Annotated in this window: 12 protein-coding genes, 1 tRNA gene and 1 pseudogene; 9 read left to right on the plus strand and 5 right to left on the minus strand. The window is 45.4% G+C overall.

What is annotated here, in order from left to right; translation table 11 throughout:
* Window positions 1-17: 17 nt before the first annotated feature.
* From NQ556_RS03075 to NQ556_RS03105, 7 genes are all read left to right on the plus strand, one after another.
* On the plus strand, window positions 18-950 hold the full coding sequence (locus NQ556_RS03075) for a DMT family transporter (protein ID WP_243426634.1): 933 nt from the start codon (window positions 18-20) through the stop codon (window positions 948-950).
* Window positions 951-1,029: 79 nt separating this feature from the next.
* Entirely contained in the window at window positions 1,030-1,215 is a 186-nt protein-coding gene (locus NQ556_RS03080) for a DUF6472 family protein (RefSeq protein WP_008372704.1), read from the plus strand.
* Window positions 1,216-1,260: 45 nt separating this feature from the next.
* Window positions 1,261-2,805, plus strand: a complete 1,545-nt coding sequence (locus NQ556_RS03085) for an MATE family efflux transporter (protein WP_243426635.1) — start codon at window positions 1,261-1,263, stop codon at window positions 2,803-2,805.
* A 120-nt stretch (window positions 2,806-2,925) separates the two neighbouring features.
* Window positions 2,926-3,846 (plus strand): glycosyltransferase, encoded by a 921-nt coding sequence (locus NQ556_RS03090; protein WP_008372707.1) that lies wholly within the window; start codon window positions 2,926-2,928, stop codon window positions 3,844-3,846.
* Window positions 3,846-4,391 (plus strand): histidine phosphatase family protein, encoded by a 546-nt coding sequence (locus NQ556_RS03095; protein WP_008372708.1) that lies wholly within the window; start codon window positions 3,846-3,848, stop codon window positions 4,389-4,391. Before NQ556_RS03090 ends, NQ556_RS03095 begins: the two co-directional genes overlap by 1 nt.
* 9 nt (window positions 4,392-4,400) lie before the next feature.
* A complete protein-coding gene (locus NQ556_RS03100; protein WP_008372710.1) occupies window positions 4,401-4,538 on the plus strand; it encodes a hypothetical protein in 138 nt (45 codons plus the stop codon).
* A gap of 89 nt (window positions 4,539-4,627) precedes the next feature.
* Window positions 4,628-4,710 (plus strand) — tRNA-Leu (locus NQ556_RS03105).
* 330 nt (window positions 4,711-5,040) lie between these two features.
* On the opposite strand, the gene NQ556_RS03110 is transcribed toward NQ556_RS03105, so the two are convergent.
* From NQ556_RS03110 to NQ556_RS16795, 5 genes and pseudogenes are all read right to left on the minus strand, one after another.
* Entirely contained in the window at window positions 5,041-5,280 is a 240-nt protein-coding gene (locus NQ556_RS03110) for a hypothetical protein (protein ID WP_044999030.1), read from the minus strand.
* Window positions 5,281-5,710: 430 nt separating this feature from the next.
* Window positions 5,711-9,301, minus strand: coding sequence for an InlB B-repeat-containing protein (locus NQ556_RS03115; RefSeq protein WP_008372718.1), 3,591 nt, complete (start codon window positions 9,299-9,301; stop codon window positions 5,711-5,713).
* The gene (locus NQ556_RS03120) at window positions 9,298-10,011 is read right to left on the minus strand and encodes a TetR/AcrR family transcriptional regulator (protein WP_008372720.1); all 714 of its coding nucleotides are present in this window, start codon (window positions 10,009-10,011) and stop codon (window positions 9,298-9,300) included. The genes NQ556_RS03115 and NQ556_RS03120 overlap by 4 nt, the downstream gene beginning before the upstream one ends.
* 205 nt (window positions 10,012-10,216) lie before the next feature.
* Window positions 10,217-10,438, minus strand: coding sequence for a TnpV protein (locus tag NQ556_RS03125; RefSeq protein ID WP_008372722.1), 222 nt, complete (start codon window positions 10,436-10,438; stop codon window positions 10,217-10,219).
* Between the two features lie 35 nt (window positions 10,439-10,473).
* Window positions 10,474-10,566, minus strand: a pseudogene (locus NQ556_RS16795) (recombinase family protein); the annotation flags it as partial.
* A gap of 318 nt (window positions 10,567-10,884) precedes the next feature.
* Between NQ556_RS16795 and NQ556_RS03130 the strand changes: the two are divergent.
* Window positions 10,885-12,744 (plus strand): AAA family ATPase, encoded by a 1,860-nt coding sequence (locus tag NQ556_RS03130; protein WP_147574834.1) that lies wholly within the window; start codon window positions 10,885-10,887, stop codon window positions 12,742-12,744.
* 79 nt (window positions 12,745-12,823) lie between these two features.
* On the plus strand, window positions 12,824-13,714 hold the full coding sequence (locus tag NQ556_RS03135; protein ID WP_008372726.1) for a hypothetical protein: 891 nt from the start codon (window positions 12,824-12,826) through the stop codon (window positions 13,712-13,714).
* The last annotated feature ends 116 nt before the right edge of the window (window positions 13,715-13,830 follow it).

Consider the following 13,830-nt stretch of genomic DNA (forward strand, 5'->3'; position numbering starts at 1 on the left):
AGTTAAAAGAGACTACAATGAGGAAACCCTGGGTGGTATGTATTCTTGCAATGGTCTGCTGTGCGTTATGGGGAAGTGCTTTTCCTTGTATCAAGGTTGGCTACCGGCTGTTTCAGATCGATTCAGCCGATACCGCCACGCAGATCCTGTTTGCAGGGTGCCGCTTTACGATTGCAGGCATTATGGTTATTTTGTTTGGATCGATCCTGCAGGGACATTTTCTGAAAGCGGGGAAGGGAGATCTTCCGAGAATCGGAAAAATCTGTCTTTTACAGACGGTGGCCCAGTATTTTTTCTTTTATGTAGGACTTGCACATACGACCGGAGTCAAAGGATCGATCGTTGAGGCATCCAATGTATTCCTTGCAATCCTTGTTTCCAGCCTGATTTTTCATCAGGAGAAACTGGATCAAAAAAAAGTGCTCGGATGTATCGTCGGATTTGCAGGGGTGGTTCTGATCAATCTGAGCGGAAGCAATGTGGATATGAGCTTTAATCTGACCGGAGATGGATTTATTTTTATCTCTGCGATCGCTTATGCATTATCTTCTGTACTGATCAAGAAGTATTCAGCCAAATCTGATCCGGTGATGTTAAGCGGATATCAGTTTACTGCAGGCGGGCTCGTGATGATCCTGATCGGATTCGTGATGGGTGGAAGAATCCATACGGCAAGTATGCCGGCAATGATTCTTCTGATCTATATGGCGCTGATTTCTGCAGTTGCATACACGCTGTGGGGAATCCTGTTGAAATACAATCCGGTATCCAAGGTATCGATCTTCGGATTTACGAATCCGGTATTCGGGGTGATCCTTTCCGCGATCATTTTGCGTGAGGGAAATGTATTCGGAATGAAAGACCTGATCGCACTGGTGCTGGTTTCTATCGGAATCCTGATTGTCAACTGGGCGAAACCGGTGGGAGAAAAAGAAAAAGGAATGAACTAAGATGGAACCTGTTTTAAAGGAGGACACCTGCAGCTGATACCGATTTTTGAACAGGAAAAGAAATAACAGGAGGCAGGTTATGGCAAATACAGCGAGCTGTTGTGACACCTGTACATTTTATATTTACGATGATGAATATGAATGTTACACGTGTGACAGAGACCTGGATGAGGATGAGATGATGCGGTTTCTGACGGATCAGCATTATCAGTGTCCTTACTACAGATCTGGAGATGAATACAGAGTCGTCAGAAAACAGATGTAAATTGTAGATGATGGAGTAGAAGTATAAAAAACACAGAATTTTGTAATGCGTCAGGTAATAGATGAATTTGTACTTGTTCCAAGAGGAGAAGCTGCGGAGCGGATAAATGGAACGATGACACTAAGTGAGACAGCGGCATTTATATATGAACATCTGGAGGAGGCTATAAAGGTGAGAGATAAAAAGGCAAATACAGTGAATGAGCAGGACAATCCGCTTGGGTATGAAAAGGAATCAAAACTACTGGTTGGATTTGCGATTCCATGCATTATTTCTATGCTGGTAACAGCTCTTTACAATATTGTAGATCAGATTTTCATTGGCCAGGGTGTGGGAATGCTGGGAAATGCAGCAACGAATATTGCGTTTCCGCTTTCTACTTCCTGTACGGCAATCTCACTGCTGCTTGGAATCGGCAGTGCGACCAATTTTTCATTGAAGCTTGGTGCAGGAGAAGAAAAAGAATCTGCAGAGTATGCGGGAAATGGAATTTGCCTGATGGCAATTTTCGGGATTGCACTTTTTGCAGTAACGACGATTTTGCTGACTCCGATGCTGAAATTCTTCGGTGCCACATCGGAGGTACTTCCGTATGCACAGGAATATACACGGATCACGGCAATTGGCTTTCCATTTCTGATCGCAAATACGGGGATGAGTAAGCTGATCCTTGCGGATGGAAGTCCGCGATATTCGATGACATCTATGCTGGTGGGTGCTATTGTAAATACAATTCTGGATCCGATTTTTATTTTTGGGCTGCATATGGGAATGAGGGGCGCAGCACTTGCTACGATCATAGGACAGATCGTTTCGTTCTGCATCAGTCTGCGGTATATGTTCCATTTTAAAACGATCCGGCTTACAAAGGAAAGTTTCCATATGACGGGAAGACATATCGAGAATATTTTCAAATTCGGTGCCAGTGCCTGCTTTAACCAGATTGCAATGACGATCGTACAGATCGTACTGAATAATACATTGTCGCATTATGGAGCACAGTCTGTATATGGCGGTGACATTCCGCTTGCTTGTGCCGGGATCATTACAAAAGTAAATATGATCTTTATGTCATTTGTTATCGGAATTTCCCAGGGAATCCAGCCGATTATCGGCTTCAACTATGGCGCAGAGAAGTATGAACGGGTACGGAAAAGCTACCTGCTCGCACTTGGAACTGCAACCGTTCTTTCCGGAATTGCATTTTTCTGTTTCCAGGTATTCCCGAGACAGATCATCAGCGTATTTGGTTCGGGAAGTGAGCTGTATTTTCAGTTTTCAGAGCGGTATTTCCGGATCTATATGTTCCTTACGCTTATCAATGGAATCCAGCCGGTTACATCGAACTTTTTCAACTCCATCGGAAAATCGCAGCTGGGTGTATTTATGTCCCTGACAAGACAGATTCTCTTTTTATTGCCGCTGATCGTGATTTTTCCATTGTTTATGGGAATTGACGGGGTTATGTATGCCGGACCAATTGCAGATGCGGCAGCAGCAATCGTCTGCGGATATTTCATGGTGAGGGAGCTTAAGGAACTTTCTGTGATGGATAAGAAGAAAAAAGAAGAAAGTGCAGCGCTGAGCTGATGAGAAAGACGGTTCTTTTATGGGAACTGTCTTTTTTATTAACAGGGAATAGGTTGGGATTGATTCAGAAAAGAATTTTGTATATACTGATTAGTGAAAAAAACGAAATGAGATGATGATGTGAACATAGCGATTGTAATTCCGGTCTTCCGGCCGGATGGAAGACTGAAAATGTGTATTGAAAGATTATTAAGACAGAGTGTGATGCCGGATCGTATATTACTGAATGTACTTTATGAGAACCCGGTAGACAGGGAAATTCCCGAAGTTTATATGGATGAGAGGATCGAGGTCCGATATACGCCAAAGGAAGAATATGACCGGGCAGGAAGCAGAGATACGATCCTGCGTGAGCTGGATTCGGATATTGTGATTTTTATGGTACAGACGGCGATACCGCAGAACCGGTATCTGGTAGAGAAGCTGACGGAGCCATTTAAAGAGGAGCGGACGGCGGTCGTGTATGGCCGGCATATGACAGATGATGAATGCAGTCCGATCGAGTGCTGTGTGAGACAGTTTAACTATCCGCCGAAAGGCATGACAAAGTCTTTGGAAGATGCCGGAAAGCTTGGAATCCGGACATTTTTTAATTCCAATGTCTGTGCAGCATACCGAAGAAGAGCATATCTGGAGACAGAAGGTTTTGGAAGACGGATGATTGCCGGAGAGGATATGCTTGCGGCTAGAAGACTTCTGGAAAAGGGCTGGCAGGCAGTTTATGCGCCGGAAGCTGAAGTGATTTATTACCGGAACGATGATTTGCACGGGCTCTGGAAACGCAACTTTGACATTGGGGTTGCACACGCAGAGCATCCGGAGATGATCGAAAATACAAAACCGGGTAAAGAAGGAGTGCGGTTGGTACGTGTAACCTCGGCACTGCTTAGACAGAATCATATGGAGGAATACCTGGGCGAAGTGCTGACACGCGGCATTGTTCGTTATCTGGCATATCAGTTTGGAAGAAACTATGAACGATTGCCGGAGGGAGTTGTTCGGAAATGTTCAGCTAATAAAGAATACTGGGAGAAAAAATAATGGGATATTTTTATTTTGCAAGACATGGACAGACTGTGTGGAATGTGGAAAATAAAATCTGTGGTGCGACAGATATCGAGCTGACAGAGCTTGGACATGAGCAGGCAATGGAGCTTGGAAGAAAGATTAAGGAAGAGGGCGTAAAGATTGACGAAATCCTGTATTCGCCGCTTGTCCGGGCGAAGGAGACGGCACGTCATATTTCGGAAATGACAGGGATTCCGATGCGTGAGGAGATGCGCCTGAAGGAGCAGAATTTTGGGAAATATGAATCTACACCGAGAAATGGGGAGGAGTTCAAAAAGGCAAAACAGAACTTTATCAATCATTTTGAAGGCGGGGAGACAATGCTTCATCTGTGCCAGAGAATTTACAATCTTCTGGATGATATCCGGGAAGAGGCAGATGATAAGGTCTATCTTCTTGTAGCGCATAATGGGATATCCAGAGTGATCCAGTCCTATTTTTATGATATGACTAATGAAGAATTTGCTGCGTTTGGGATTAAGAACTGTGAGCTGAGGAGATTTGAATTTCCGGAGTAGGAGAAGAGCATGCAACTGTCGATCAAACACCGGTTGCATGTATATGACATGGCAGTGAACGAACTTGGATTGATAAAAGAAAAAGCTCTGTCATTACTTCCTCTGGTGATTATGATTAATGCGGCAAATTGCAGTCAAAATAATTGATATAATTTAATGAAATACAAAAAAGTCAAAAAAAATATAAAAAACACTTGCCAAACCGGCTGGTATGTGATAAGATTCTTTTTGTTGACGCGGAAGTGTCGGAATGGCAGACGAGCTAGATTCAGGTTCTAGTGCTCGCAAGGGCGTGTGGGTTCAAGTCCCATCTTCCGCATAATAAAAGAAACCTCAGGTGATTACCTGAGGTTTCTTTTATTATGCGGAAGGGGTTATTATTATTATTAAGACAGAGAAAATATAAAATCTCACAGAAAATGAGATTTGCATAAAATATGGTCTAACATAAAAAGCGAGAAAACGTTGAGTCCTTGTACTCATGGGGATGCCTGGATTATGAGTTGACAATAACAAAACTGCAATTATTAAAGCAGCTTACCGTAGATCTGATGAAGAAACAGAGATTGGATTATTTGAGATATAAATTAATATTGAATATGAATCAAGACAGTTATAGCAAAGTGTATTTTCATCTCAGAATCAAACTTCACAATGGAATGATGAGGAAACAGTAATTGGAAGAGCAACTTTTAAGATTGAATCGAGAGGAGAACAAATAGCATGAACGAAAGACAGATGATTTGCCGTCACCGGGATCGCCTTGCAGCAGCGTGACTTTGCCGAAGGGAATATAGGGATACCACAGCCAGCGCATCTCTTTCGGGATAATCTCGCTGGCCTTGATGATTTCCAGTTTTGCTAGAATATTGTTCGGATAGTCTGTCATTGTCTTGTCCTCCTTTTCGATAGATAGTGTGGGCATAAAATCACGGTGGAACGGAAGCTCTGCTTGCAGCTCCTTTCACATTTTTTGCAAAGCTCGTTATATTTCTTCCTGCCACGCTCATCAAGAAAGAACGCCCATTCTCTCTTGAGGTATTTCGGCATACTAGGCATAACTGACACCTCCTTATCGCTGCCTAATTGCCGATTTGCTCCCGAAACGCAGAAACGCCCAAAACCGTTTCCCGTTGTATAGTTTCTGGGCGATTTTGGGCGTTTCCTTTCGATATGAGTGACTTTGTTTTGACGGCGGTATCCTTACCGCCAACCATTCAAAAGCCGCTGTTTGTTGCTTCCGGGTAACAAAAAAGCGCCGTATTGCTACGACGCTTTTGTCTTGCTCGGAAGATATGGAGCAAGGGAGCACTATTCAATTATTTGTTGTACTTTTTCTTTCTGCTTACTGCCGTTGTTCTAATGGCTGCACCGCCGCTGACAAACAGCAAGGCAAGCCACAAAGCAAGATTGCTGGAATCGCCGGTCTGCGGAGATTTGGAATCGTCCTTCAGCTTCGTTGTTATGGTGTCTGCTTTTTTGATTTCCTTTGTACCATCCTTGTCGCTGTAATATTTACCGCAGCCGTCGCAGTACCAATACTCGATATTGCCCTCGGTGGTCTTTGTCGCCGCCTTTGCCGGGAAGTGCTTTAAGTTGGTGTGGTTCTTCGGATCAAGCTCACCGTATTCCGCACCGCAGACTTCGCACTTTGCCTTGTCCTTGCAGGTCGCTTTCCCGCCGGTGTGCTCAGTCAGCTTCTTGCCGCAATAATCACACTTGTGGTCTTTGTTATCGTCTGCACACTCGCTGATTATATAATCGCAGATATCACATTTGTGGTCTTTGTTTGCATCGATGCAATTCTCCGTTTGCGTGCCTGCAGAGCATCCGTCAACGGTGCAGGTGCGGGTATGGGTGCCGTCTTCGTTGGACGTCCAAGCGCCCCAGTTGTGGTCCAGCGCATTGCCGGAGAAGAAGGTCGCCTCATCCGCCGTGACCTCGGAGCTCAGACCGCAGACTGCGCAGGACTTGTAATAGATTGCCTTTTCGGTACAGGTTGCAGCAGACTTCAAATACTGCGCCTCTGCTTTTTCGGCAGTGAAGCTGTGTGCCGCCATCTCGCCGTATTCGCCGCCGCAGACCGTGCAGACAGCCTTGTGCGTGCAGGTCGCCGTGCCGCCGTGGCAATTCTCGGTTTCCGTATGGCTGGTGTCACGCTTACAGATTCGGGTGTGGGTCTTTTGATCGCTGTTCTGCGTCCAAGCGCCCCAGTCGTGATCCAGCGCATTGCCGGAGAAGAAGGTCGCCTCATCCGCCGTGCCCTCGGAGCTCAGACCGCAGACTGCGCAGGACTTGTAGTAGACCGCCTTTTCGGTACAGGTTGCAGCAGACTTCAAATACTGCGTCTCTGCTTTTTCAGCCGTGAAGCTGTGTGCCGCCATCTCGCCGTATTCGCCGCCGCAGACCGTACAGGCAGCCTTGTGCGTGCAGTCTGCCGTGCCGCCGTGGCAATTCTCGGTTTCCGTATGGCTGGTGTCACGCTTACAGATTCGGGTGTGGGTCTTTTGATCGCTGTTCTGCGTCCAAGCGCCCCAGTTGTGGTCCAGCGCGGTATTCGCTGCGGTAAACGTATCGGCGTCGTTGGTGCTTACTTCTCCGCACGCACAGGATAGATAATACACCGCATTATTGGTGCAGTCCGCAGGAGTTTTCAGCGCTTCGGGCTTTTGAACCTGCTGTATGTAGGAGTGCACATGGATCGGCGTCCAGTGGGCGTAGAGGGTCTGCGTCCCGAACACTGTCACGGTGGTGTTTTCCTTAATCTCGGTGCCGCCGTTCTGTTCCGTGTACCAGCCGGCAAAATCGTATCCCGCATAGCTGGGAACCGGCAGTGTGCCGTAGGGTTCGCCGGTCGTCAACGATTTGGTTTTGTCCGCTTCGGCCAGCATACCGCCGTTGGGGTCAAATGTCACAGTGAGGGGCCGCGCAACCGCGCCGGAAACAAGGTACAGCTTCTGGTCATCCTTATACTCCACGTGGGCATTGGCGTCATCCGCGAAAAAGTAATTCGCGTAGTCTTTTTTGTAATTATTAGAAAATGCCACGGGGTATCTGATATTCGCGGTGGTGACGCCGATGGACGCGCCTTTGGACATGCCGATCTCGATGGTCAGCGTCTTGCCGGAGGGCAGATACACATTGTTGGCCTTGCCGGAAACCGTGTTGTTCTGCACGAGGGGCTTGTTTCCGACCCTCAGCCGGCCGCTGTTGCTGGGGTTGATATAAATGCCGCCGCCATTGCCACTGGCTTTGTTATTCTCGATCTTACCGCTATAGAGTTGGCAGACCGAGCCGGTGCGGTAAATATATACGCCGCCGCCGTTGCCGGTGGCCGTATTGCCGGAGATCTCGCCGCCTTGCATAATCAGCCATGACGGCTCCTGATTCAGATAGATGGCGCCGCCGTCGCCGCTGATGTTTCCGGTGATCTTGCCGTCATAGAGGTAGAACATGCAGTCCTTGTCAAGCACATGAACCGCGCCGCCTTCCTTCGTGGCCCTGTTTCCACTGATCTCGCCGCCTCGCATGTTGAGCGTCGTCACCTGATTTGAATCTTGGCGTAGGCAGATGGCGCCGCCCCAGCGGTTGGCGGTATTGTTGTTGATCTTTGCGCTATCGGAAATGTTGATGGTGCCCCAGCCCATCAGAATGGCGCCGCCGTCCAGGCTGGAGGAATTGCCGGTGATCTGCGCGTTGCCGGAAATGTTTATCGTACCACTGCCGCGCATATAGATGGCGCCGCCGCCAGCATCGTTGCTGCTTTGGGTCGCTTTATTGCCGGAGATGGTGCCGCCGGTCATGTTGATGGTGCCGCCGGTGGTGGAGAAGAATGCGCCGCCGTTCTTGGCGGTGTTATCCTTGATGGTGCCGCCGTACATATTGAAAGCGCCGCCGGTGGTGTTCGGTATGTTATTATTGAATTTCCGGAAAACGGCACCGCCGTAGTTATTGCCGTTGTTGCCGGAGATTTCGCCACCGTACATGTTGAATATGCACTGCTGGTCATCCAGAGCGATAGCTCCACCGCCACCACCACTGGTAACTTTGCCACCGGTGAGCTTGCCACCGAACATATCCAGCGTGCTGGTATAAAGGTAAATGCAGGCACCGCCCCAGACACTCTGCGTCGCGCCCTTAAAGGTGCCGCCACCCTGACAGTCGCAGAGAACAAGTCGACCGCCGTTTTTGACCTGAATCTTGGCTGTGCCGTTGCTGGCAAGGGTCTTGCCGTTCAGGCACAGATATAGTGTTTTGCCATCCACCGTCAGATGGCCGTTGAGGGTGGCGTTCTCCGTCAGGTAAACGTAGGCGGTATTGTTGGTATATGTGATGCTGCTCGTGCCGTCCCATGCCGTATAGGTCACGTCGGAATGGCTGGCATGGTCGCCCGCCGTGCTACTGCCGCCGCAGTAGCAATGGGTGTGGTCATTCGCAGTCTGGGGCGCGAAGGCATTATCCGGTTCGCCGCTTAGCGCCATAAGTGCGGCAACTGCGGCATCATAGCGGGTAAAATCGAGTACCGCGAAATCTTCATCAGAAAGCTGTACCTTCGCCTCGTCAATGGCTTCTAACTGCACTTCTACGTCCGCCGTATTATCTTCGCTGATTGTTTCCGCTTCCGGTAGCGCGTCGATCAATGCCTGCACATCTGCTGCGGTGATGGTCGGAGCGTCGTTGGACGTACCTGTCTGTCCACTTTCTTCTGCGGCATATTTCCCGCAGTTTTCTGCCAAAGCACCATCTGCACCGCAGACGGGGCACTCTGCGTTCATTGTTTCTTCCGCACAAGCCATTTCGCAGGTGCATACAGGTGTTTCTTCCGTCTTGCCCTCAGCAAACGCCGTGGTCGGCACAAAGCAGAGCACCATGCACAGAGCGAGCAGGATACTGAATAATCGTTTTCTCATTTTTTTACCTCCGTTTCGCTGCCTTTCGACAGCTTAAAGTCATATTTCATTTCCAGCATTGCAAACAGCTTATACATAACCTCTGTGGCAATTGCCTTGATATCCAGTGATTGAATAAAGGCAAGCACCTTTGCCTGTGCCTCCTCCGGTACCCGATACACCCGCATTGCCGCCGTCAGAAAACGGCTGAGCTTGCGTTCCAACGGGAAATGAATATCACATTTTTTCGCCATATAGCTACGCATCAGTCCCGCCGTGCCGATTTCCATCTCGTAAAAGTCGATCTCGGTATCATCGGGAAAATTTTCACCAAAAATCTGCTTCAGCTCTGACGTGGTATGCAGATAAATATATTCCGCCGTGTCGGGCAGGGAATAGGCTTCAATGTAGATTTCTCGCAGGTTCTCATTCAGCTCGGTCAGAGTCAGTTGGATTGCTGTTTCTACAGCATAGGCGTAAACCGGCGGTAGCTTGCTGTCCGCAATGCTTCTTGCCACGCCGAACTGTCCGCCGAACATCGTTTCGGTCAATTCCAGCAAAATTCTGTCCTTGGTAGGAAACAGATTCAAATAGCTTCCTCTTGCAACACCTGCTTCATCCACAATCTGACTGACAGAGGTGTTTTTATACCCCTGTTCCAGAAAGAGACGGACGCATACGGTCAGTATTTTCCTCTTTGTTTCACTGCTGTCTCTCCGCAAATATATCACCTCTCTTCAAATATTTTAGTATATATACCAATAATATCAAAACAAGTGCAAAAAGACAATCGGTATTTGAAACTTTACCTCCGTAAATTGTGACATTTCCGCAAACGCTGGCTTCTTCCATTACTCTCGGAACTTTATGACTTCTTGAATACTACCCGCAAAGGAAAAGCCGCCGTCTGTTGACAGCGACTTTTCTTACTTAGTATTAATGGTATATAAACTCACTCGAAACGATTTCCATAGCAGCGCTGCGGATGTTGTTCATTCTCTGTACCCACAGCATTTGATTTTCCGCTTTGAGGGCTTCCGTTACTCTCTCTTTTTCGGAAAGCTGTTTTACCAGCCGGGAAAACATTGCTTCTGCCTGCTCGTTGAGGTCAGCGAGGTAATCGTTCAGCTTGCCGGTAGTCAGCAGCTCGGCATACAAGCTGACCTTGTGCTTGCGGATATATCGCAGGTGTCGCTGTCCACGCTGTTATTGATTGCGATAAAGAGTATCTGCTTTTTGGGAAACAGAATCTCGGTATAAAAGCCGACCTCAAAATAGTTTCTGCCTCAAAATCCCTGATTTTAGGCACTTCCTGACCTCCTTTCCGTCTTTTATTCGTAGCCGTGTTCAATGGACTGCTTGCAATATATATCCTAAAACTTCTTTTCCGTTATGTGAGCATCATCATAATGTAAAGACTATGACGGAAGAGAGATATGTGGAGTATAAGTTTTGAGAGCGAGGGTAGGGGGTATTGACACAGGTTTCGAGCATAATAATACGATTTTGGGCAAAAAGCCAAAACATAATTGATATTTCGCTCGAAATAATGTGTACTTTGAGCAGGATAGGAAATTCTAGTTTCAAAGGAGATGATGGATTTTATGAAATCTAGTGAACAATTTGCAATTGAATGGAACCTTTCAAAACGTACAATCAATGATTTGTGCAATAAAGGAAAAATCCCAGGTGCTATAAAAGAAGGAAGAAAGTGGCTTATTCCGGATGACGCAGTAAGACCTGTTGATAAGAGAGTTTCTTCAGGGAAGTACACAAAGAAGAAGGCTGCGAATAATAAGTCATTACCTATTGGTATTTCTGATTATGTCAGAGCACAGGCAGATTATTACTATGTAGATAAGACTTTGTTTATAAAGGAATTCCTTGATCAGAAGCCATTGGTTTCTTTGTTTACAAGGCCGAGACGTTTCGGAAAGACATTGAACATGGATATGCTCAGAGTCTTTTTTGAGATTTCAGAGGAGGATACAAGTAAATATTTCGAGAATAAAGCAATCTGGAGATGCGGTGAAGAATATCGAAGACAGCAGGGACAGTATCCAGTTGTATTCCTTACTTTCAAGGATGTTAAGTTTGATTCCTGGAAAGCAACTCTTGATAAGATTAAAGATCTTTTGCAGGAGGAGTTTGGAAGACATCAGGAGATTGCGGATAGTGATAGACTTGCAGAGTATGAAAAGACCTATTTTGCGAAAATCATAAATGGTGAGGCCTCAGAAGTTGACTTGACTGTATCATTAGCAAAGTTATCTCGGATGCTTACAAAACATTATGGTAAAGCGCCAATCATTATTATTGATGAATATGACACACCGATTCAGGAAGGGTATTCCAAGGATTTTTATGATGAAATAATTGGATTCATGAGAAATTTCTTCTCTGGAGCATTTAAAGATAATAAGAATCTGACTTATGGATTCCTAACTGGTATTCTTCGAATTGCTCAGGAGAGCATCTTTAGTGGCTTGAATAATTTAACAGTGAATTCCGTGATGGATGAAAAGTATGATCAGTTCTTTGGATTTACTGATTCAGAAGTCAGAGATATGCTGGAGTATTATGGTGTCCTGGATAAAGAAGCAGAGCTGAAGGATTGGTATGACGGATATTTATTTGGATCTACAGAGATCTATAATCCGTGGTCAGTAATCAATTATATTTCTAAGGGCTGCATTCCGCAGACCTATTGGGTAAATACCGGAAAAAATGAAATTCTGGAAGATGTCCTTAAGGTGGCAACGGATGATATTACTGAAAGACTTTATTCCTTGCTACAAGGCGAAAGAGTTATTGCTAAAATTGATCAGAATGTTGTTTACAGATCTCTTTCAGAGGATCCGGCAAATATTTACAGTTTACTGTTAGTAGCTGGCTATTTGAAAACACCAAAGAAAGAATTGCAGGCAGATGGTTCTTATATGTGTGAGGTATCCATTCCGAACAGAGAGATTGCAGCCGTATATAAGAGTGAAATATTATCGCACCTGTTACAGATTGGAGCTATCACAAGAACGACCGCCAATAAGATTGCAGAAAGTCTTTATGCAAATGATTATAAGAAACTGCAGAAAGCAATTGCTGAATATATGGATAAATCCATCAGCTTCTATGATGCTGGCGCAGAAGGATTTTATCATGGATTAGTTCTTGGTTTGATTGCTTTGATGGATAATCAGTATAAGATTAAGTCAAACAGAGAGTCCGGGGATGGACGATATGATATTAGTCTATTCCCAAGAGAAGGCAGATATCCTGGAATCATTATGGAGCTTAAGTGGAAAAAGGACTTGAGTGCAGATGAGTTTTTAGGGCTTGCAGATGAAGCGTTAATTCAGATTGATGAGAAGAGATATGACGCTGAAATGAAAGAAGATGGCATTCAGGATATTTTGAAATTTGGAATTGCATTTTCTGGAAAGAAGGTAAGTGTCAAAACAAAATAAGATTTTTGATATGAGGATCTTGTAGAGATACAAGGTCCTTTTTTTATGCCGTGCGCCTAGCGGCGCACGTTTCTAATGGGTGAAAGTCTCTAATCTAGAAAAACAGGTAGGATCCTTAAAAACAGTATTAAGACTTGCAGGAACCAATCTGGATGCAACGAAGACAGAAGTACGCGCAATTGATGAAAACGGAGTAATCTGGCCGGTTTATCATATTCCGGAATGCGATGGCTCATGGAGATTCGTTGGAATTGATGGTGTAAATAAAAACGGAGTAATTGGAGACGGAAACAGTCAGTTTGTTGAAATCCTCCCACCTCGTTATGCAGGAACAAATAAGACATATACGATCCAGGTAGCGTTAGACGGGGGACATTTTCTCGACAGCCCGACAGTTACGTTAACTGTCGATAATAGTCAGGTAAAAGGTCAGGAAGATGAATGGGTAGAATGTGGAAAAGATGATATTATTAATATCACCGCAAAATATATCGATCAGAAGACCGGAAAAGAAATTGTACAGTCAGATGTTTATCAGGGATATAGTATTTCCATGTACAGACAGTTTGATATCGGTGCAAAAGATATTGAAGGTTATAAGCTTGTAAAAGCACCGAATATGGATGAGTATAAAGATCTGTTCTACAGAGATAAACCAACATCTGAATTTGTATTTGAGTATGTGGCAGATGGATTAACAGAAGAACCGGAAAAACCAACAGAACCGGAAAATCCGGAAAAACCTTCAAATCCAGAGAATCCATCAAAACCAGCTGATAAGCCAAGTACAACCAAGCCAGCTGATTTGGGAAAAGGAACTGGAACTGTACAGAATACTTCAACAACTGCACAGAGTAATACTGTGAAAACAGGTGATGAAGCACCGATAGTTCCTTATACAGTTGTAGCAGGAATTTCATTACTTGGAATTGTGACAGCTCTTTTCAAAAGAAAAAAAGAAGATAAATAAGAAACATCATGTAGTTTAACTGATGGTATAAGACGGGACATTTATGTGTTCCGTCTTATATTTTACAGAAAAATTGAAGGAGGTATATTGTTACAATTTACTACAGAATATATCAT

The organism is Coprococcus comes ATCC 27758 (assembly GCF_025149785.1).
Lineage (GTDB): Bacteria > Bacillota > Clostridia > Lachnospirales > Lachnospiraceae > Allocoprococcus > Allocoprococcus comes.

Coding starts and splice junctions, on each gene's coding strand:
- NQ556_RS03075 (WP_243426634.1), top strand. CDS start 18: ATGAGGAAACCCTGGGTGGTATGTATTCTTGCAATGGTCTGCTGTGCG.
- NQ556_RS03080 (WP_008372704.1), top strand. CDS start 1,030: ATGGCAAATACAGCGAGCTGTTGTGACACCTGTACATTTTATATTTAC.
- NQ556_RS03085 (WP_243426635.1), top strand. CDS start 1,261: ATGCGTCAGGTAATAGATGAATTTGTACTTGTTCCAAGAGGAGAAGCT.
- NQ556_RS03095 (WP_008372708.1), top strand. CDS start 3,846: ATGGGATATTTTTATTTTGCAAGACATGGACAGACTGTGTGGAATGTG.
- NQ556_RS03100 (WP_008372710.1), top strand. CDS start 4,401: ATGCAACTGTCGATCAAACACCGGTTGCATGTATATGACATGGCAGTG.
- NQ556_RS03110 (WP_044999030.1), bottom strand. CDS start 5,280: ATGACAGACTATCCGAACAATATTCTAGCAAAACTGGAAATCATCAAG.
- NQ556_RS03115 (WP_008372718.1), bottom strand. CDS start 9,301: ATGAGAAAACGATTATTCAGTATCCTGCTCGCTCTGTGCATGGTGCTC.
- NQ556_RS03130 (WP_147574834.1), top strand. CDS start 10,885: ATGAAATCTAGTGAACAATTTGCAATTGAATGGAACCTTTCAAAACGT.